The sequence below is a fragment of the Arthrobacter sp. LAR12-1-1.1 genome, from assembly GCF_040676555.1.
Lineage (GTDB): Bacteria > Actinomycetota > Actinomycetes > Actinomycetales > Micrococcaceae > Arthrobacter.
The window spans coordinates 541,779-562,238 of sequence record NZ_JBEGIG010000023.1; the positions used below are offsets into that span (position 1 = coordinate 541,779).

The 20,460-nt window shown below is 67.6% G+C and carries 16 protein-coding genes; 9 read left to right on the forward strand and 7 right to left on the reverse strand.

Translation table 11 applies throughout. The annotated features are described in order from the left end of the window. Positions 1-188: 188 nt before the first annotated feature. The 3 genes from MRBLAR12_RS15400 to MRBLAR12_RS15410 are packed head-to-tail and all read left to right on the forward strand — an operon-like array spanning position 189 to position 1,812. Positions 189-617 (forward strand): hypothetical protein, encoded by a 429-nt coding sequence (locus MRBLAR12_RS15400; RefSeq protein ID WP_364746953.1) that lies wholly within the window; start codon positions 189-191, stop codon positions 615-617. Beyond that, complete coding sequence (locus tag MRBLAR12_RS15405) at positions 611-844, forward strand: helix-turn-helix transcriptional regulator (protein ID WP_090579051.1); 234 nt, start codon at positions 611-613, stop codon at positions 842-844. Before MRBLAR12_RS15400 ends, MRBLAR12_RS15405 begins: the two co-directional genes overlap by 7 nt. Then, positions 841-1,812 carry an NAD(P)-dependent alcohol dehydrogenase gene (locus MRBLAR12_RS15410; protein ID WP_229993955.1) on the forward strand — a complete coding sequence of 324 codons (972 nt, stop codon included), beginning with the start codon at positions 841-843 and terminating at the stop codon, positions 1,810-1,812. The genes MRBLAR12_RS15405 and MRBLAR12_RS15410 overlap by 4 nt, the downstream gene beginning before the upstream one ends. A 19-nt stretch (positions 1,813-1,831) precedes the next feature. Here MRBLAR12_RS15410 and MRBLAR12_RS15415 read toward each other — a convergent pair whose 3' ends face one another. The 3 genes from MRBLAR12_RS15415 to MRBLAR12_RS15425 form a co-directional block, all read right to left on the reverse strand. After that, a complete protein-coding gene (locus tag MRBLAR12_RS15415; RefSeq protein ID WP_229993954.1) occupies positions 1,832-2,272 on the reverse strand; it encodes a protein-tyrosine phosphatase family protein in 441 nt (146 codons plus the stop codon). 103 nt (positions 2,273-2,375) lie between these two features. Further along, positions 2,376-3,293: an SDR family oxidoreductase gene (locus tag MRBLAR12_RS15420; RefSeq protein WP_229993953.1), complete on the reverse strand. Its 918-nt coding sequence runs from the start codon at positions 3,291-3,293 to the stop codon at positions 2,376-2,378. 63 nt (positions 3,294-3,356) lie between these two features. Continuing rightward, the gene (locus tag MRBLAR12_RS15425; protein ID WP_229993952.1) at positions 3,357-4,271 is read right to left on the reverse strand and encodes an alpha/beta fold hydrolase; all 915 of its coding nucleotides are present in this window, start codon (positions 4,269-4,271) and stop codon (positions 3,357-3,359) included. Positions 4,272-4,844: 573 nt separating this feature from the next. On the opposite strand from MRBLAR12_RS15425, the gene MRBLAR12_RS15430 reads away from it, so the two are divergent. From MRBLAR12_RS15430 to MRBLAR12_RS15445, 4 genes are all read left to right on the forward strand, one after another. Beyond that, on the forward strand, positions 4,845-5,759 hold the full coding sequence (locus MRBLAR12_RS15430) for an IclR family transcriptional regulator (protein ID WP_364746956.1): 915 nt from the start codon (positions 4,845-4,847) through the stop codon (positions 5,757-5,759). A gap of 262 nt (positions 5,760-6,021) precedes the next feature. Further along, entirely contained in the window at positions 6,022-7,719 is a 1,698-nt protein-coding gene (gene hutU, locus MRBLAR12_RS15435) for a urocanate hydratase (protein WP_229994732.1), read from the forward strand. Positions 7,720-7,837: 118 nt separating this feature from the next. Then, positions 7,838-9,430 (forward strand): histidine ammonia-lyase, encoded by a 1,593-nt coding sequence (gene hutH, locus MRBLAR12_RS15440; RefSeq protein ID WP_229994733.1) that lies wholly within the window; start codon positions 7,838-7,840, stop codon positions 9,428-9,430. A 152-nt stretch (positions 9,431-9,582) separates the two neighbouring features. Further along, positions 9,583-9,819 carry a hypothetical protein gene (locus tag MRBLAR12_RS15445; RefSeq protein WP_229994734.1) on the forward strand — a complete coding sequence of 79 codons (237 nt, stop codon included), beginning with the start codon at positions 9,583-9,585 and terminating at the stop codon, positions 9,817-9,819. A gap of 129 nt (positions 9,820-9,948) precedes the next feature. Here MRBLAR12_RS15445 and MRBLAR12_RS15450 read toward each other — a convergent pair whose 3' ends face one another. The 3 genes from MRBLAR12_RS15450 to MRBLAR12_RS15460 form a co-directional block, all read right to left on the reverse strand. Continuing rightward, positions 9,949-14,826, reverse strand: a complete 4,878-nt coding sequence (locus tag MRBLAR12_RS15450) for an NAD-glutamate dehydrogenase (RefSeq protein WP_364746959.1) — start codon at positions 14,824-14,826, stop codon at positions 9,949-9,951. Positions 14,827-14,967: 141 nt separating this feature from the next. After that, on the reverse strand, positions 14,968-15,927 hold the full coding sequence (gene hutG / locus MRBLAR12_RS15455) for a formimidoylglutamase (protein WP_364746961.1): 960 nt from the start codon (positions 15,925-15,927) through the stop codon (positions 14,968-14,970). Between the two features lie 170 nt (positions 15,928-16,097). Continuing rightward, entirely contained in the window at positions 16,098-17,540 is a 1,443-nt protein-coding gene (locus MRBLAR12_RS15460; protein WP_229994757.1) for an NCS2 family permease, read from the reverse strand. A gap of 121 nt (positions 17,541-17,661) precedes the next feature. On the opposite strand from MRBLAR12_RS15460, the gene MRBLAR12_RS15465 reads away from it, so the two are divergent. Further along, entirely contained in the window at positions 17,662-18,255 is a 594-nt protein-coding gene (locus MRBLAR12_RS15465) for a copper resistance CopC family protein (protein ID WP_229994737.1), read from the forward strand. Between the two features lie 59 nt (positions 18,256-18,314). Here MRBLAR12_RS15465 and MRBLAR12_RS15470 read toward each other — a convergent pair whose 3' ends face one another. Then, positions 18,315-18,944 carry an FAD-binding protein gene (locus MRBLAR12_RS15470; protein WP_364747078.1) on the reverse strand — a complete coding sequence of 210 codons (630 nt, stop codon included), beginning with the start codon at positions 18,942-18,944 and terminating at the stop codon, positions 18,315-18,317. Between the two features lie 472 nt (positions 18,945-19,416). On the opposite strand from MRBLAR12_RS15470, the gene MRBLAR12_RS15475 reads away from it, so the two are divergent. Further along, positions 19,417-20,454, forward strand: a complete 1,038-nt coding sequence (locus MRBLAR12_RS15475) for a universal stress protein (RefSeq protein ID WP_229994738.1) — start codon at positions 19,417-19,419, stop codon at positions 20,452-20,454. Positions 20,455-20,460: the final 6 nt, after the last annotated feature.

Here is a 20,460-nt window from a genome sequence, read left to right on the forward strand (position 1 = left end):
GCGTCGTGGTGGCAAAGGTGGGGAAACTCCGCGCGGGGACCAAGCGCGGTCGGATCGAGGGCGGCACGGTCGCCGCCGTCGGACCCAAACCTAAAGCGAGTCGAAAACTCTTGACACCATGTCAGGTTTTCTTTACTTTTAGGATGTCAGGTTTGTTTTACATCGATTTGGTTGCGCGGGAGCGGCAGATGTCATTTGAAGAAAAGAGCGCCTGGATCATGGGGGTGCTTGCGGCCGCAACCTACACCGCGTACCTCGCCGTCGTTCTTGGTCTGGCCGGCACCATGCCGCTCACGGAAGTGCCGTACGTGGCGCCGCTGCTGTGGACGGTCGGCGCTTCGATCGGCCTCTCGATCGTGCTCCATCTGGCGATCCGGGCCCTGTCCGCCAAGGACGCCGGCATGAAAGACCAGCGGGACAAGGAGATCTACCGCTTCGGCGAGTACATCGGCCAGTCCTTCCTCGTCGTCGGGGCCGTGACGGCGCTCCTCCTGGCCATGGCCGAGCTCGACCACTTCTGGATCGCCAACGTCATCTACCTGGCCTTCGTCCTTTCGGCAATCCTGGGATCCGTGGCCAAGGTGGTCGCCTACCGCAAGGGCTTCCAGCCGTGGTGAAGCCGACCCGGGTCACCAACTCCATCCGGCGCCTGCGCTTCGAAAGCGGCGAGCTGACCCAGGCGGAGCTCGCCGAACGTATCGGTGTGACCCGCCAGACGGTCATCGCGATTGAACAAGGCCGCTACTCGCCGTCGCTTGAACTGGCGTTCCAGATCGCCCACGTTCTCAAAGTTCCGCTCGATGACGTCTTCCAATACCCCGACTTTGAAGGAGAAACACCATGAAAGCGATCGTTCAGGATGTTTACGGTTCCGTTGAAGTGCTGGAACTGCGCGAGACCGAAGCCCCCGTGCCCGGCGATGACGACGTGCTGATCCGGGTACGGGCCGCCGGCGTCGACCAGGGCGTCTGGCACCTCATGACGGGGCTTCCGTACCTGACCCGTGCGGTCGGCTACGGGCTGAGGAAACCGAAGACCCGCATCCGGGGCCGGGCCGTGGCGGGCCAGGTGGAGGCTGTCGGCCGGAACGTCGTCGGCTTTCGCGCGGGGGATGAGGTGTACGGCACCTGCGAGGGATCCTTCGCCGAATACGCGTGCGCAAAGGAAGCCCGGCTCGCGCTGAAGCCCAAGAACCTCAGCTTCGAGCAGGCCGCCGCCGTCCCGATCTCCGCCGTCACGGCCCTCCAGGCGCTCCGGGACGCCGGCAGGGTCCAGGCCGGGCAGGAGGTCCTCGTCATCGGCGCGGCCGGCGGTGTCGGCGCGTATGCGGTGCAGCTCGCCAAGGCGTTCGGGGCGCAGGTGACGGGGGTGTGCAGTACTGCGAAAACCGATCTGGTCCGCTCGATCGGCGCGGACCATGTCATCGACTACAAACATGACGACTTCGCGGACGGGGCCAGGCAGTTCGACCTCATTGTCGACACCGCCGGCAACCGCCCGGTCGCCGTCCTCCGGCGGGCGCTCAAGCCGAAGGGAACGCTCGCGATCGTCGGCGGGGAAGGCGGAGGGCGGCTGGCCGGAGGCATTGGACGCTCGCTCGGCGCGGCTCTGCTCTCCGTGTTTGTCGGCCAGCGGCTCACGGGCGTCATGTCCGCAGAGCGCGCGGAGGACCTCCGGTTCCTGACCGGGCTCATCGAGGCGGGCGCGGTGACCCCGGTTATCGGCAAGTGCTATGCCCTGGCGGACGCTCCGGCGGCAATCCGGGACCTGCGCGATGGCCACCTCCGCGGCAAGGCCGTCGTCACTGTTTGACCTGGCCTACTGAGCCGGCCTACGGCGTGTCCGCGTGAAAGCGGGCGACGTACCGCCGCTGCCCCGGAGTCTCCACCGTCCGACGCCGGTACTTGCGCCTGACGTAGGACACCGCCTGGGCGGGCGGGACTCCGTCCAGGATGGCGATGCAGGCCAGTGCGGTTCCGGTCCTGCCGATGCCGCGCCAGCAGGCCACTTCAACCCGCTCGGCCGCCGCCCGGCGCCAGGCCTCGCGGAATGCGTCGAAGGCGTCATGCTCGTCGGCCGGCAGCCGCAGGTCGGGCCACAGCAGCCATCTGGACTCCCACTCCACCCGGGGCGGCTGTTTGCCCAGCAGGTAGAGGCCGAAATCAGGCAGCGGGCCCTCGGGCAGCGCGTAGTGCAGCCCCCGGCCGCGGACGCTCCGGCCGGACGGAAGAACCAGGACGCCGTCCTGGGATGGTTCCCACGTCTGCTTCATGCTCCAGATCGTAGTCCTTCCGCCGGGGTGGGGCCTTGTCCGCCCGCGCTGTGCCCGGGCTGGCTGCCGCCGGCGCACGAGGGTGGGGGCCCGGAGTCAGCGGTCAGCGGTAGCCGGCGGCATCGGCGTCGAGTCCCGCTTCCTGGACTTCGACGAGGTATCTCCAGCAGTCCGGCTGCGAGCCGTCGGTGTCGGTGAAACCGTACTCGCGCGCCAGCGCTCCGGAGGAATATGAGCCGCCCGTGCGGCTGAGCACGTTGGGGTCCGCCGCCAGGGCCGCGACCGCGCGCCCGACGAACAGCGGGCTTTCCGAGATCGCGGCAAAATGCGGTTGCGTGCTGGCGGCTTCCCGCCAGTTCGCCTCGGTGACGCCGAAGTGTTCGAGCATCATCTCGGAGCGCATCCAGCCGGGCGTCAGTGCCAGCGCCGTGCACCCGGACAACTTCAGCTCCTCGGCCTGGCTGAACGCCAGGCGGAGCACCGCGGTCTTGACGAGATCGTAAAACACCGACACCCGGTAGTGCCGCGCGTTGTACTCGCCGGTGCCGTCGGTCATCTCCACCACCAGGCCGCCGGGGCGGCGGGCGAGCAGCGGGAGCGCGAAGTGGCTGGTGATGAGGTGGGTGTCGAGGCCAAGGTGGAGCATCTGCAGCCCGGCGTCCAGATTGTGCGCCCAGAGCGGCGTGTTCCATTCAATGAAGTCCTCGCCACCCCAGATGTCGTTGACCAGGATATCCAGCCGGCCTTGTTCCTCGTCGATCCTTTGGACCAGGGCTTCGACCTCGGACGGTACGAGATGGTCGACCGCGACGGCGATCCCGGTGCCGCCCGCGGCGCTGACGAGGCCGGCCGTCTCATCGATCGTCTCGGGCCGGTTGTAGTCGGAGCGGTGGCTGGAGGTCGTGCGGCCGGTGCAGTACACCACCGCTTCCGCCTCGCCGAGGGCGACGGCGGTGCCGCGGCCCGCGCCGCGCGTGGCCCCTGCTACCAAGGCGACCTTGCCCGACAACGCTGCAACCATGCCTTCGCTACCTTCCTCCGCGGACCCCTCCCGGGCCCAGGGCATTCATCTTTAGCGGACACTTCATGGCGACCGCAGGTCATCGAGCAGCCGTTGCAGGTACTCGGGCCGCTCGATATTGGCGAAGTGTCCGCAACGCGGGATCGTGACGAGCTGGGCGTGCGGGACTATTTCGGCCAGCCGGTTCAGGTCAGAAGGAGGCGTGAACAAATCGCTGTCCCCGCGCGTCGCGAGTACCGGGCAGCTGATGCCGCGCCACTGGCCAAAGTCGTAGTGCGCCGCGGCCCGGACTGCTGCGGAGAAGCTGGCCGGCCGGGCGTCGTCGCCGAGCCCGCGAAGCACGCCCGCCGGGATGGTTGCGGGTTCTGCGAAGAAGGGGGACAATACCAGTCCCGTCACGGGTGTGCTGCCGACTGCACGGACCAGCGCCGGCCCCGCCGGGCCCAGGGCCGCCATGGAGCGCATGAGCAGCAGCAGGCCGACAAACGTCGGGAAGCTTGAAAGGCTGTGCAGAGGCCGCCGGGCCGCCTCGGACACGCCGAATGTAGTGGCCGAAATGGTGGCGACGCTGGCCGTCCTCTCCGGCCAGGCCGCGGCAATGTGCAATGCCAGGAAGCCTCCCATGGAGTGGCCCACCAGGTTCCACCGCCGGTAGCCGAGCGAGTTCAAAACTTCGGTGACAACCTGTGCCATCGCCTCGATGCTGAAATGCTCCAGCCGGGCACCCTTCGTGGATTCGCCCCAGCCCGGCAGATCAATCAGCACACGGTCATGGGCTGGCGCCGCGGATAATAACGGCGGGAAGGAAGTCCAGGATCCCGCGGCGCCGTGAAGGTAGACATCCGCTGTGCCGGGCGCGGGACACCGGCTTCCGGTGCCCTGCTGGACCCGCACCGTGCAGGAGCCCAGTTCCGTCGGAAGGACGTGCCGCCGCAGCGTGGCCGCTCCATTGCGGCCGGATTCGTGTTGAACACTCATAGTCACTTCCTGGTCCTAGTCTCTAAACGTCGCTGAGACTGATTCGGAGCCGTAGAGGTACCGGACCGGCCGCTGCCAGTGAGGATGACGAATCCGGGCGGGACGGGGAAGCCTGCACGGGTGAGCTCTCCCAGGTTGGCGCCCCTGCCTCCTGCGGTCGCGACGTCGTCGCCGCCAGTGTCCTCAACCCGCTGCGTGAAGCCCATCGCCGATAGTCCCTCGATGCCTGTTCGCCTGATCCCGGCCCTGACGCCCGTGGTTCCGCGGGCCGTGGTGCCGACTCAACGGTAATCCGGTGTTTTGGCTCGGGGGAAGGGCCAAAAGGAACACCCGGGGGAGACTTGTTTGGATTTATTGCCCCACTGTCATTTGACTGAAAGCCCCTGCGCCAGCCACAGGCACGCGCGGCTTGCTGCCTTGCCTCGGAAGTCGCCCTAGGAGAAGTCCGACGTCGGCCTTGCAGGTGTCCGGAATTCCAGACACCGGTGGGGCTGAATGGCCTACCGCAACCCGCCCGGCGGGGGCATTCTTAAGTACGGGATACCGGACACCGCCCGATCTTGAAGAGGACCCATGCCAGCCAGCAGCACCACCCTGACCCACCAACCCGCGGCATCGGATTCGCCCGCTGCCGCTGCCGCTCCCGCGCCCGGCGCCGCGGCGGCCAAGCCGGCACCGGCTCCCGCCCCGGTCCGCCGAGCCGCCGGCACCAGGGCGACGTCGAAAGTCCCTGCCGCCGAGAACACCCTGCGCATCCTCAAGCTGCTGGCCTCCCGGCGCGGACCGATGGCGGCGTCGAACATTGCCACCGCGCTGGGGCTGCCGCGCTCCAGCGTCTACCACCTGCTCGGAGTGATGGAAGCGAACGGCTTCGTGCTCCATCTGCATGAGGAGCAGCGCTACGGCCTGGGCATCAGCGCCTTCGAACTCAGCTCGGCCTATTCGCGGCAGGAGCCGCTGTCCCGGCTGGGCCGGCCGATGCTCGCCTCGCTCGTGGACGTGATTGGCGAAAGCGCGCATCTGGCTGTGCTGCACGGCCGCGACGTGCTCTACATCGTGGAAGAGCGGGCCAAGAACCGGCCGTCTTTGGTGACCGACGTCGGGGTCCGGCTGCCCAGCCACCTCACCGCGAGCGGCCGCGCGATTCTTGCCGCGCTGCCGAAGTCCCAGGTGCGGGCGCTGTACCCGAACGCTGCCGCCTTCACTGCCCGGCACGAAACCGAATCGCCCATCATGAAGTACTCCGCGCTGTCCTCCCATCTGGACCAGGTCCGGCAGCGCGGCTACGCCACCGAACACGGCGAGGTGACCCCCGGTTTCGGCTCGATCGCCGCCGCCGTGACCGACCACGTGGGGTGGCCCACCGCCGCCGTCGCCGTGACCTTCCTCGAGGACAAGCTGCCCGCGGACCAGTGGCCGGTCCTGGCCGCCCGGGTCCAGAAGGTCGCCGACGAGCTCTCGGTCCGGATCCACGGCCGCCCCGCCTGACCCACCCCCACCCGCCCCTCCTCCCGGTTGCGCTATCACTTACGGCTCCCATTCGCCCGTTTTGGCAACCGGAACTGATAGCGCAACGGGGGAGGGGAAGGGTCTGGAATCCCGGACAGCACCCCCGCGATGGGCCTGTTTCCACGGCCGTGAAGGGGCTTTAGTTGATACAGAACCTCATTCCTCCCGATTTCGCCCCAGCACAGACACCATCCAGTACAGACACCATCCAGCAACACATCCAGCCACAAAGGAGATCCTCATGGCACCCGCCGATTTCACCACCGGTGCCCGCCCGGTCAAAGCAGCCCGCGGCACCGAGCTCACCGCCAAGAGCTGGCAGACGGAAGCCCCGCTGCGCATGCTCATGAACAACCTCGACCCCGAGGTCGCCGAGCGCCCCGATGACCTGGTGGTCTACGGCGGCACCGGCCGTGCCGTCCGCAGCTGGGCCGCATTCGACGCCATCACCCGGACCCTGGAAACCATGGAGAAGGACGAGACCCTGCTGGTCCAGTCCGGCAAGCCGGTCGGCGTCTTCCGCACCAACGAATGGGCCCCGCGCGTGCTGCTGGCCAACTCCAACCTCGTCGGCGACTGGGCGAACTGGCCCGAATTCCGCCGGCTCGAGGCCGAGGGCCTGATGATGTACGGCCAGATGACCGCCGGGTCCTGGATCTACATCGGCACCCAGGGCATCCTGCAGGGCACCTTCGAGACCTTCGCCGCGATCGCCCGCAAGCTCACCGGTGACGAAAACGGCACCCTCGCCGGCACCCTGACCCTCACCGGCGGCTGCGGCGGCATGGGCGGCGCCCAGCCGCTCGCCGTCACCCTGAACGACGGCGCCTGCCTGATCGTCGACGTCGACGAGACCCGCCTGCGCCGCCGGGCCGGCAAGCGCTACCTCGACGAGGTCGAAACGGACCTCGACGCTGCGATCGCCAAGGTCCTGGCAGCCAAGGAAGAGCGCCGCGGCTGGTCAGTGGGCTACGTCGGCAACGCCGCCGAAGTCTTCCCCGAGATCCTGCGCCGCCACAACGCCGGCGAGCTCACCGTGGACATCGTCACGGACCAGACCTCCGCGCACGACCCCCTGAGCTACCTGCCCGAGGGCATCACGGTTGAGGAGTGGCACCGCGAGGCCGCCGCCGATCCGGAAGGCTTCACCAAGAAGGCCCAGGCCTCGATGGCCAAGCACGTCCAGGCCATGGTCGAGTTCCAGGACGCCGGCGCCGAGGTCTTCGACTACGGCAACTCCATCCGTGACGAGGCCCGCAAGGGCGGCTACAGCCGCGCCTTCGAATTCCCCGGCTTCGTCCCGGCCTACATCCGCCCGCTGTTCTGCGAGGGCCTGGGCCCGTTCCGCTGGGTTGCCCTCTCCGGCGATCCTGAGGACATCGCGGTCACGGACAAGGCCATCAAGGAGCTCTTCCCCGAGAACAAGCACCTGCACCGCTGGATCGACGCCGCCGCCGAACGGGTCGAGTTCGAGGGCCTGCCGGCCCGCATCTGCTGGCTCGGCTACGGCGAACGCGCCAAGGCCGGCCTGCTGTTCAACCAGCTCGTCAAGGAGGGCAAGGTCAAGGCGCCCATCGTGATCGGCCGCGACCACCTCGACTCCGGCTCCGTCGCGTCCCCGTACCGCGAAACCGAGGCCATGGCCGACGGCTCCGACGCGATCGCCGACTGGCCGCTGCTCAACGCCCTGCTCAACACCGCCTCCGGCGCCACCTGGGTTTCCCTCCACCACGGCGGCGGCGTCGGGATCGGCCGCTCCATCCACGCCGGCCAGGTCTCCGTCGCCGACGGCACCGACCTCGCGGCGGAGAAACTCGAACGCCTCCTGACCAACGACCCCGGCATGGGCGTCATCCGCCACGCCGACGCCGGCTACGACCGCGCCGTCGAGGTCGCCAAGGAACGCGGCGTCCGCATCCCCATGTCAGAGTCCCGCTAACCAAGCCCGCGAAAACCTCGTCGATTGCTCCGAAAACGCCGTTTTGAACCTTGAAAAGGGCCGCAACGGAGCAATCGACGGGGACGCCGGACCAACAATTAGACCAAGGTAGATTTCAATGACCATCACCACCCACTCACCGCTCACCGTCACCCTCGGCTCCAGCGGCGTGACCCCCGAGGACGTCGTAGCCGTCGCCCGCCACGACGCCCACGTGACCATCGCCCAGGACGCCCTCGACGCCGTCGCCAAGGTCCGCGCCCACATCGACGACCTCGCCCACAGCGAGGTCCCCGCTTACGGCATCTCCACCGGCTTCGGGGCGCTGGCCAACCGGCACATCCCCAACGAGCTGCGCACCCAGCTGCAGAAATCGCTGATCCGCAGCCACGCCGCCGGCATGGGCCCGGCCGTGGAACGCGAAGTGGTCCGCGGCATCATGTTCCTGCGCGCCAAGACCCTGGCCTCCGGCCGGACCGGTGTCCGCCCGGTGGTGCTGCAGACCATGGTGGACGTGCTCAACGCCGGCATCACCCCGGTGGTCCGCGAATTCGGTTCCCTCGGCTGCTCGGGTGATCTCGCGCCGCTGTCCCACTGTGCCCTGGTCCTGATGGGCGAAGGCGAAGCGACCGGCCCCGACGGCGAGCTCTATGGCACCAAGGGCGGCCGCACCGTCGCGGAGCTCCTCGCCGAACACGGGATCGAACCTGTCACGCTCGCCGAAAAGGAGGGCCTGGCCCTCGTCAACGGCACCGAGGGCATGCTCGGCATGCTGCTGATGGCCATCGCGGACATCCGCCAACTGCTCACGACGGCGGACATCACCGCGGCGCTCAGCGTCGAGGCGCTGCTCGGCACCGACCAGGTGTTCCTGCCCGAGCTGCACGCAGCGCTGCGCCCGCACCCGGGCCAGGCCGCCGCCGCCGACAACATGCTCCGCGTGCTGTCCAACTCGCCGATCGTGGCCTCGCACCGGATCAACGACACCAAGGTCCAGGACGCATACTCGCTGCGCTGCGCACCCCAGGTGGCCGGTGCTGTCCGCGACACCGTTGATCACGCCGCCCTGGTCGCCTCCCGCGAACTGGCCGCCGCGATCGACAACCCGGTGGTCCTGCCCGACGGCCGGGTCAGCTCCAACGGAAACTTCCACGGCGCCCCGGTGGCCTATGTGCTGGACTTCCTCGCGATCGCCGTTGCGGACCTGAGCTCCATCGCCGAGCGCCGGACCGACCGGATGCTGGACCCGGCCCGCTCGCACGGGCTGCCGGCCTTCCTGGCCTCGGACCCCGGCGTCGACTCGGGCCTCATGATCGCCCAGTACACGCAGGCCGGGCTGGTTTCGGACAACAAGCGGCTGGCCGTCCCGGCGTCGGTGGACTCGATCCCGAGCTCGGCGATGCAGGAGGACCACGTTTCCATGGGCTGGCACGCGGCCCGCAAGCTCCGCCGCGCGGTCGAGAACCTGCGCCGCGTCCTGGCGATCGAACTGGTGACCTCGGCCCGTGCCCTGGACATCCGTACCCAGCTCTCCGGCGGCGAACTCACTCCGGGTCCTGCGGGCGCGGCCGTGATCGCTGCGCTGCGCGACGTCGTCGACGGTCCGGGCACGGACAGGTTCCTGTCCCCGGAGCTTGAAGCGGCGGACGTCCTGGTGGCGTCGGGCAAGGTCCGGGCGGCGGCCGAATCCGCCGTCGGAACTCTCGCCTGAAGAGAAATAAAGTGCACGGCGGCTGAACAATTCCCGGCGTCCCCGAAATCTTTGGCCGACACGGAAGGCGGGGACCCGGGAACTGTAGTACAAATGGAAAGTCACACCAATGAAGTTGTGGCAAAGAACACATACAAAGGGGTAAGAGTTCTATGAAAGCACGCGGCACGGTACTGTCCAGGCGCCTTGCATCCGCAGCTACGGTTTCCGACTGGAGCGGCCTCCGGGTCGGCGAACGCGTCGAAATCGTCAAGCACGCACAGGTCATTGCAGCCGGCGAGGTCGAAGAAGTCTCACTGAGCGGAAATGTGCTCTGGTTGGTCCCCGCCGGGCCGTCCGAGACGGAGCTTTTCCTGCAGTCCGACGGCGTGCAGGTGCGCCGGGCGTAGCTTCAACACTTCAACAGGAACCGGGGTTCGTTCGCCGTTCCGCACCATGGTGGTGCGGTGTCGCGAACGGGCCCCGGTTTTTGTCTGTGGCGGACGGACTTGGGGAGACCGGAAACGGGGCGGTGCTACCTAGCGGCTGACCACGGCCCGCAACAGCTTGACCGCAACGGATAATGCTGCGATGTCCACCGGGCCCGGCTTGATGGCCTCCTGGATGGTTTCCTGGATCCTGCCGAGTTGTTCGATGTTTTCGCGTTCCCAGGCGACGATGCGCTCGACCGGATCGCCTCCGGGGGCGGAGGGGCGTGGCGTATTCCTCACAACAGCCTTCGTCATGCCGGCAAGGACCAAATACACGTCGTCCCTAAGCGCCGCCCGTGCGAGGGCCTCCCAGTGCGTTTCCCGCGGCAGCGCCGTGATGTGTTCAAGAATGGGGACCGCCGAGATCCGCTCGAAGACGGCAAAGTACACTTCGGCCACGGTGTCCACCGGCTCTTGGAGCTCTTCGGATATGGCGGAGATGTCTAGAAGACCGTAGCTGACCAGGATCTCGGAGGCGCGCACGCCCAGTTCATGGGGCAGGCCGACGGCGTCGGTGTGGGCCAGCCGGATCAGCGCATGCTGCAGATTCACGCCGTGAAGGTAGCTGCCGAACTTTGGGCGCAGAAGCGACATGGGGGGCTCGAGCCGGGCCAATGCATCGGCGATTGGCTTGTCCCGGAAATCGTGGGTGACATACCACCGGGTCGAGCGGTCCAGCAGGCGGCGCATGTCGAGTGCCACCGCACACCCGTGCTCGCCGGGGATGCTTGCCGGCAGCTGTGCGAGGGCTTGGGTGATGGAGCCAAAGTCCCAAATCTTGCGCATGACCACGAAGCCGCGGGCCACGGCGGCCGCCGATACCGTGGTCTCCTCCATGGCCCTGAAGGCGAAGGCGATGCCCCCCAGGTTGATCATGTCGTTGGCAATAACAGTGGCCACGATCTGCCGCCGCAGCGGATGCGTGGACAGCTCCTCCCCGAACCGCTCCGCCAGCTGGCGCGGAAAGTAGCCGCGTACCGTCCGGGCGAACCAAGGGTCATCGGCGAGTCCGCTGATTGTGAGTTCCCTTGCCAGCTCGATCTTGGCATACGCGGCCAGCACGGAAAGCTCCGGAGATGTCAGGCCGGCGCCGGTCTGCAGGCGGGCGTGCAGTTGCTCTGTGCTGGGCAGGCATTCAAGGTTCCTGTCCAGGTCCGTCACGGTCTCCAGCCAGTCCATGGTGCGCTCGAAGCTCGGGCTCCATTGACCCACCAGTTGGCGGTCGTTGAGGAGGAGCACGTTCTGGTCCACATTGGTTTTCAGGACCAAGCGTCCGACTTCCTCCTGCAGGGAGTGCAGGAAGCCTGTCCTTTCCTCCGAGGACATCCTTCCCGCGGCGATCATCCGGTCGAGGAAGATCTTGATGTTCACTTCGTGGTCCGAACAGTCCACGCCGGCGGAGTTGTCGATCGCATCGGTGTTCAGCAGGACCCCGCCCAGCGCCGCTTCCACTCTGCCCCGCTGGGTGATGCCAAGGTTGCCGCCCTCGGCGATGATCCTGGTCCTCAGCTGGACGGCGTTGACACGGATGGGATCGTTGGCCTTGTCTCCCACGTCCGCGTGGGTCTCGGTGGAGGCCTTGACGTACGTGCCGATGCCGCCGTTGTAGAGCAGGTCCACAGGTGCCAGGAGGACGGCCTTGAGCAGCTCCGGTGGGCTCATCGCCGTCGTTCCCGGCTCCAGCCCCAGGGCAAGGCGCACCGCTTCGGTGATCTCGATCGACTTTTCCAGCCGGGAGAACACGCCGCCGCCCGCGCTGATTTTCGAGACGTCGTAGTCGGCCCAGGAGGAACGGGAAAGCCCGAACAGCCGCTGCCGCTCCGCATAGGAGGCGGCCGGATCGGGGGTTGGATCGAGGAAGATGTGCCGGTGGTCGAACGCCGCCACTAGCAGGATGTGGCGGGACAGCAGCATGCCGTTGCCGAACACGTCACCGCTCATGTCGCCAATGCCCACTACCGTGAAGTCCTCGGCCGCGGAATCGATGAGCAGTTCGCGGAAATGATGCCGGACCGACTCCCAGGCCCCGCGTGCCGTGATGCCCATCTGCTTGTGGTCATAGCCCACCGAGCCGCCCGAGGCGAAGGCGTCGCCGAGCCAGAATCCGTACTCCAAAGCCAAGGCATTGGCGATGTCCGAGAACGCGGCCGTCCCCTTGTCCGCGGCAACAACCAGGTAGTAGTCATCGCCATCGTGCCGGACCACCCGCTCGGGCGGCACAACCAGCTCGGTGGACCCGTGGGCGCCGTCGGGGGATGTGAGCAGATTGTCGGTGATGTCCAGCATGCCGCGGATGAAGATCCGGTAGCTCTCCTGACCCTCCGCCAGCCAGGCCGCCCGGTCGGTGGCGGCGTCGGGCAGCTGCTTCGGATAGAAACCACCCTTGGCGCCCGTTGGCACGATCACAGCGTTCTTGACGGTCTGCGCTTTGACGAGTCCCAGGATCTCCGTCCGGAAGTCCTCCCGGCGGTCGGACCAGCGAAGCCCGCCGCGGGCAAGGGCGCCAAAGCGCAGATGCACCCCCTCAACCCGGGGCGAATAGACCCAGATTTCGTATTTTGGCCGCGGGGCAGGTGCGGCCGGGACGCCGGAGAGGTTGAGCTTGAAGCTGAGGTAGGGCTTGTTCAGGAAGTAATTGGTGCGCAGGGTCGCCTCGACAAGACTCGCGAAGGACCGCAGCAGACGGTCGGCGTCCAGGACGGGCACGGCGTCGATGGCAGCCGTCAGCTCACTTCTGGCCGAGTCCATGCCACCGAGGCGGGTTGGCTGGTCGAGATCCGGATCGAACTTTGCCTCGAACAGTGCAAGGAGTGCGCGCGTGGCCCGGACATTCGTCCGCAGGGTGTCCGCCATGAAGCCGTAGGAGTTGGTGGTTCCGAGCTGCTGCAGGTATTTCGCATAGCCGCGCAGGATGGCTGTCTGGCGCCAGCCGATTCCTTCCCTGATAACCAGTGCGTCGAAGGTGTCGGACTCGATGTCTCCTCTCATGGCGGCGCAAAACGACTCGGCCAGCAGTCCGCTGGTGCCTGCGGGGTCCACGCCGGAGGGGTATTTGAGCCCGAGGTCGTACAGGAAGAACGTGTGTCCGTCGGCACGCCGGACGTCGTAGGGGCGTTGGTCGAGCACCTCGAGCCCCAGGTTGTGGAAGAACGGCAGAATCTGCGTCAGGCTCTTCGGCCGTGTCAGATAGAGGCGGATCCGGGCGTCCTCGGCCAGCACCGGAGTCCCTGGGCGTGCGTAGACGGAAAGCAGCGGGTCATCGCGGTTCCCGCCGTCCGGCCCGCCCAGGCTTTCGAATTTGATAATGTCCTCGACGGCATCCTCCGCCTGGTAGTCGGCCTTGTAGCTGGCCGGAAACGCCTGGGCCCACTGCATGGACAGCCGGGCGGCGTCGCCGGCGGGGAATTTGTGCTGCAGAGCCTCGTCCAAGCCCTCCGCCCATGACCTCGTGGCAGCAATGATGCGCAGCTCCAGTGCTGAGGCGTCGACGGCGGGCTGTCCGCCGCCCGGCAGCAGGATCCGGAAAAACACCCTGGCCATGGCCGACTCGCTGAGACGGACTTCGAACTCGACGGCTTTCGAGTTGAAGCCCTCCCGCAGTTCCCGCTCGATGTTGAGCCGAACCGCCGTGCTGTAGCGGCGGCGGGGAAGGAAAACCAGGGCGGACATGAAGCGTCCATAGGAATCGGGCCTGAGGAACAGCCGGGTGCTGTGGCGTTCCTGGAGGCGCAGGATTTCGCGCGCATGGCTGGCCAGATCGTTTGCGTCGATGTGGAAGAGCTCGTCACGCGGATAGGCCTCGATGGCGCCCAGCAGTTCCTTGCCGGCATGGGACCCGGGCGGGAATCCGGAGCGGTCCAGTACCGTGGACACCTTGTCCCGGATGACCGGGATTTGAAGTACGGACCGGTTTGCAGCGCTGGGGGCGAAAAGGCCAACAAAGCACACTTCCCCGGCAGGGTTGCCGGCCATGTCAAACCTCAGGAGGCTGACTTCGTCCAAGTAGGCGTCCCGGAGGACCGTGGAACGGATACCTGCTTTCGTGAGGGCCAGGGCCGGGGCCGGACCCCGCGCCCCCGGCCTGGCGGAACCCCGCAGCGGCCGGCTCTGCTCACGGTGCCGGAGGAGCCCGAGCCCGGACCCCGGCTGTGCCGCGAGGACCGGCAGTCCGTCGTCGTCGGCGATGTCATACCCGCGGTATCCGAGAAACACGAAGTTGCCCTCGTCCAGCCAGAGCAGCAAGTCCCTGGCTGCCTGCACTGTTGCAACCACTGAATCCGCAGCGCTGGCCGCGGCGGTTTTGGCATCCAGGGCGGCAACTTCCGCGGCCACGTGCCGATGGATGGCTGCGGAATCCTCGGCGGCCGCACGAACGTCGGCCAGGACCGCTTGGAGATTATGGATGAGCCGATCGGCGCTGGCCTGATCCGGCACTCTGGCGGTTTCGACGGCGATCCAGGCCTCCGTGCAGGTCAAATCTCCAGTGGATTCACGCGGCGACGGCATCGCGGGAGGTTCGTTGCCCACCGGCAAAGCAGTGCGCAGCGGTACCGGCCGGATGCCCACGAGCTTGTTCGTCCCGGGGGTCCTGCCAACGGTGAAAGTGGGGTGGACCAGCAGGCGTATGGCGGCGTTGTCACGGGCGAGTGCCGCCGTGATGGAGGGAAGCAGATACGGCATGTCCTCAGCCACGATTGCCACGACGCTGGCGTCCGTCTCACTCAGCACTCCGATGACGGCGTGGCCCGGGGCCCGGGTTGCGGCCAGCGAACGATGGTATTCCGCGCGGCTCCGGAGCGATTCGGCAGTGTAGTTCCGGATGTCGTCGTCGGCCACATGCTCGTAGTAGTCCGTCAGGAACGTGTCCGGGGAGCCGGCGGAAGCGTCCGCCGGGGCATGATCTGCAGGGCCGGATGTTGGGGACATTGCGCTGCGCCTCCATCGCGCAAGGAGAAGCCGTGTTGCTGCGGTCGCCGAAACCTCGCGCCTGCTTTCATGATCGCTGGCGCAGGGCGGGCAGTCCATCCCTGCGGGGCCGGAGCGCCGTCTCCGAACCCTTGCGCGCCCCTACCCGAGCAGCGTATTGACCAGCCGCGCGGCCACCTTGGCGGTGCGGCCGTCGATATCAAACTCCGGGTTCAGCTCGGCGATATCCAGATGCAGGAGCTTCCCGCTCGCGGCCACCTGCCGGCACACGGCGCTGATCACCGGCAGCGGCACACCATAAGCGGCCGGAGCGCTCACCCCCGGGGCCACCGAGGCCGGCAGCACGTCCAGGTCGATCGTCAGGTACAACGCGTCCACCTGCGCCAGGAACGCCGCCACAAACGTGGCCGCGGCCTCCGCCGAGCAGTCCTCATCCAGCAGGTAGTCCACGCCGAGCTCCTCTGCCGTCCGGAACAGCGCCCGGGTGTTGTTCGGCTCGGAAATCCCGACGACGGCGTAGCGCAGTTCGCGGCCGGCGGCGGCTTCCGCGCGGGCCATCTGCAGGAACGGCGTGCCGGAGCTCGGCACGGACTCGTCGCGGAGGTCGAAGTGCGCGTCCAGGTTCAACACGCCGACGCTCAGGCCCTCGCGCACGGCCGCGGACCCGGCCACGCCGAGGTAGCTGGCAAAGGCAGTCTCGTGTCCGCCGCCCAACACCACGGGAAGCCGGCCGGCGTCGAGCAGCCTGGTGATGGCGAGCCCGGCACGTGCCTGCCCTGCCTCCAGCGCGTCCCCGGCCACGGTGACGTCACCGGCGTCGTGGACGCCCCGCGAGAGGTGGAAGGCGAGCGGGCCGAGCGCGGCCCGGATGGCGGCGGGGGCGGCCGCGGCGCCGGTCCGGCCTTTGTTGCGCCGCACCCCGGCGTCGCTGCCGAAGCCGAGGATGACGGCGGGGCGCGGACCGGGGGAAGCCACCGGAACCGTGCTTGCAGCGGAGGGGGTCACGGCCTGCCACCAGCGCCGGTGCTCGTCGCCGTCGCCGTCGAACCGGCCGGTCCAGGGCTGCGGCGGGACATCAACGGGGAGCGCGGGAGAAACCATGCCCCTAGCTCACCGCATGCCGGGCCGCAAAACCAGCAGCGCCGCCGTCGGACTGTCCGGAATCCCGGAATCCCCGTTTAAACACCGCCGAGACCGCAGCCCGTGGCAATGTTTTCGAAAAACACTGCCACGAAGTGCGGTCTCGGCGGGAGGGAACGGGGGAGCGGGCCCTAGTGCAACCCGAGGGCGGCCTCGATCGGGCCGATCGCGAAGAACAGCAGGAACGCGGCAGCCACGGCCCACATGAGCGGGTGCACCTCGCGGGCCCGGCCCTGGAACAAGCGGATCAGCACGAAGCTGATGAAGCCCGCGCCCAGGCCGTTGGCGATCGAGTAGGTGAATGGCATGAGGGTGAACGTCAGGAAGGCCGGGATCGCGATGCCCCAGTCCTGCCAGTCGATCTTGCCCACCTGCGAGACCATCATGAAGCCGACGATCACGAGGGCGGGGGCCACGGCCTCGAACGGCACGAGGTTGATCAGCGGGGTGAAGAACATGGCCACGAGGAACAGCAGGCCGGTGACGACGGATGCCAGGCCGGTGCGTGCGCCTTCGCCGATGCCGGCACCGGATTCGACGTAGATCTGGTTCGAGGAGACCGAGGCGCCGCCGCCGATGATCGCGCCCAGGGCGTCCACCTGCAGCACGCGGTCGACGTTGGGGATGTTGCCGTCCTTGTCGATGGTGCCGGCCTCGGTGGCCAGGCCCACCATGGTGCCCATGGCATCGAAGAAGATGCTGAGCAGGATCACGAACGCCAGCAGGGTCGCCGCGACGAAGCCGAGGTGCTCAAAGGCGCCAAACGGGTCGGCACTGCCGAGCAGGGACAGGTCCGGGGCCGCCCATTCGGAGAACTTCGGGGCCACGAGGGACCAGCCCTGCGGGTTGTGGTTCGTGCCGTCAAAGCTGGGCCCGATGTGCAGGATGGATTCCAGGATCACGGACAGGATGGTCGAGGCCACGATGCCGATCAGGATGGCGCCCTTGACCTTGCGGACCACGAGCGCGATGGTCAGGATCAGCCCGAACACGAACACGAAGGTGGGCCAGCCCAGGAGCTTGCCGTCGAAGCCCAGGCCGACCGGAACGGTGGTTCCGGCGACATCCGGGATGCGGCGCACGAAGCCGGCGTTGACGAGCCCGATCAGGGCGATGAACAGGCCGATGCCCACCACGATCGCGGTCTTCAGCCCCTCGGGAACGGCCTTGAACACAGCCGTCCGGAAGCCGGTGAGGACCAGGATCAGCATGGTGATGCCGGAGAGCATCACCAGGCCCATCATGTCCGGCCAGGACAGTCCGGGGTTCGTGGCCACGGTGACGGCGACGAACGCGTTGACGCCGAGCCCGGTGGCCAGGGCGAAGGGATGCTTGGCCCACGCGCCCATGAGGATGGTGAGGATGCCGGCCACGAAGGCGGTGACGGCGGCGACGGCGGGGAAACCGAGGGTCGCGCCCGTGGAGTCGGGCCCGGAGAGGATCAGCGGATTCAGCACCACGATGTAGCTCATGGCGAAGAACGTGGCGAACCCTCCGCGGATCTCGCGCGAGAAGTTCGACCCCCGCTCGGATATCTTGAAATACCGGTCGAGTGCGGAGCCCTGCTTGAGCATTAGGTCTTGCATTAGTCCTCCGGGAGTGATGGGTGTTGCTTAAATCCTATTTGGAGCCCGACGGCCAACCCTGCGTTTTCGCCTAGTCTGTAAGGAAGCCAACACTAGGAGTAGCCTGCCCATGCCCCGTATCCGCCAGCTTCGCAGTGCCCTGCTGGGTGCCGTCGTCCTCGTGGCCGTCCTGCTGGGAGCCATGAGCCCTGCGTCGGCGCACGACACCGCGGAGTCCACCAGCCCGGCTGCCGGAGCAACCGTCGCGGCACCGCCGGAGCAGGTCTCGGTCACTTTCAACCACAATCCGCTCGCCCTGGGGTCGCAGATCCTGGTCAACGACGCCACGGGCGCCAACTGGGCGGACGGCCCCGTGGAAATCGTGGACAGCGTCGCTGCGCAGAAGCTGAAGTCCGGCGCTCCTGCCGGGCAGTACACCGTGCACTGGCGGGTGGCCAGTTCCGACGGCCACCCGATCGAGGGCAGCTTCACCTTCACCGCGACGGCGGCTGCAGCGGGCCCGACGTCGGCTGCTGCGGTCCCCACGATGGGCACCGCCCAGCCGGGCACCACGCAGGCGCCCGCCCCTGCGCCGGCCGGGTCGGAGCAGTTTCCCTGGAGCGTCATGATCTTCGTCGCCGTGGGGGTCGGCATCCTGGTGGCCCTGGGCCTGATGGCCAAACGCCGCCTCACCCCGGACGAAGGCAGCGACGCCGACAGCTGACCCAACACCGGAAACCACAGCAACGCCCGGGAACCGCGTGACCCCGGGGATCCCGGGTATCAGGCGGGGGCGGCCAGGGCAAAGCCGCCTGGCAGCAGCGTGGGGACGCCATTGGGGTAGACCTTGGCGGAAATCGTCTGTCCCACGACTTTGGCCTGGCGAAGGACTTCCTTGGGCGTCGGCGTAATGAGCTCGCCTACCCCCACGAGGTACATCCCGAGGGCATGCATCGCCGCCATGAGGTTCTGCCCGGCTGCCATGCCAAGCTCCGAGAGCATGCGGCGCAGCTGGCTGTGGGCGCAGCGGGTCAGGACAAGATGGTCGGCCAGCAGGACGCCGCCCGGGGTCTGGACGGCCCACTTCTCGGTGGGTGCCCCGTCCGTGCCGGCCTCAAGGAGGTCCAGCTGCAGGGCCCGGATGTTGTTCCGCACGTCGAGTTTGTGGCTTGCGGCGTAATTGCGCAGGTGCCGCAGGATTTCGTTGCGCTCCCTCAGGCTGGCGGCGTCCGCCGCGTCGCAGCGCTGGAGCGAGGACGTGTTGGCCGGATGGCCGGCACCCAGGAGGTCGAGCCCGTCCACAATGATGGACGCAACACCGCGGCGTTGGAGCTCGCTGGCCACAGCCAGGCCGGAAAGCCCCGTCCCGATCACTACGGCGGTGGTCCGCTCGATCCCGCCGTACAAAGGCATGCTCGACACTGCAGGGTTCCTCCTTGAAATGGTGCCAGTCGCGGGGAAGACCCCGGACGCCAACCTAGGCCTGGTTGCGCAGCCCCAGCGGCTGCGTTCTGAAATACCAGTCTCGGTTCAGCAATGCCTCGAAGGATACCGAAGATTCCCGCCCGTGGATAGGGGAGGTAGGACATTGGCTGTGGTCCCGGATTTCGGGGGTTTCCGTGCCCGGGAACCTGTGGAAACCGTCCCGAAAGCCCGGGAACCCGCGCAACGAAACGGCGTGTTAACTCTGCGTAAATCCTTCGGACGCGGGCCGCCAGGGACGCCCTGCCGCCGTCTTGAATGTTCGCAATTAACCGAGAATAGTGAGGAAAATCAGGGGTTCCTGCACGCAGATTCCGGGTCGCCTCGCCGGTGGACGCCGGGCGGCGGTACTTCTGGCAGAATAGCCGCAACATCAGGCAAGAATCGCGAGGAGGCGGACCCCATGGGCCGTGAACAGGTGCACCCGGACCCGGCGTGGGAGGCCGGCGGCGAACCGGCGCCTCCCCGGGGAATCGTTGTTGGTGTGGATGGCTCGGACCACAGCCACTGCGCCTTGGTGTGGGCAGCCCGCGAGGCTGAGCGCCGCCGCCGCCCGCTGCACATCGTGACCGCCTATTCGGTGCCGATCTTCGCCGCTTCCGGGCTCGACGGCGGCTACGCCACGGTGGACGACTCAGTGATCCGTGAGGGCGCCGAAGCCATTCTCAAGCACGCCCTCGACAAGGTCGCGGTTTACAACATCGACGTCGACGCGTCCGTCGAGAACGGGGACGCGTCCGGCGTGCTGCTGGAAATCAGCGAAACCGCGGAGCTTCTGGTCTTCGGAACCCGCGGCCGCGGCGGCTTTGTGGGCCGGCTGCTCGGCTCCGTCAGCAGCGCTCTGCCCGCCCACGCGAAGTGCCCCACGGTGACTGTGCCGCTGATCTGCGCGGACCGGCTGGGCGAAACCACTGACGACAAGCATGTCCTGGCCGAACGGGCGAAGCTGGGCCACCAGCCGGTCGAGAACGTTGTGGTGGTCGGAGTCGACGGCTCGGAGCAGGCCCGAATCGCGGTACTGGAGGCTGCAGCCCAGGCCGAACGGCTCTCCGCCCGGCTGCGCGTGGTGTGCGCCGTGCCGCAGTACACCGGCTCGCTGGCCTGGGTGCCCACCCCGATGGACCGGGACGCCCTGTTCGCCGACATCAAGGTCCAGCTCGACGCCGGCGTTGCCTGGCTGCGGAGCCATTTCCCCGCCCTCCAGGTGGAGACACAGCTGGTGGACGGCTCTCCCGTCGACATCCTCGTCGACGCCAGCCGGCACGTGGAACTTGTGGTGGTCGGCACCCGCGGGCGCGGCGGCTTCGCCGGAATGCTGCTGGGCTCCACATCCGACGGCGTCCTCCACCACGCCAAAGGGCCGATCATGGTGGTGCCGGACCGTGACGACCCGCGGCTGGCGGACAGGGCCAGCTTCGGCCCGATGCTCGGCGACTCCTAAAGTCAC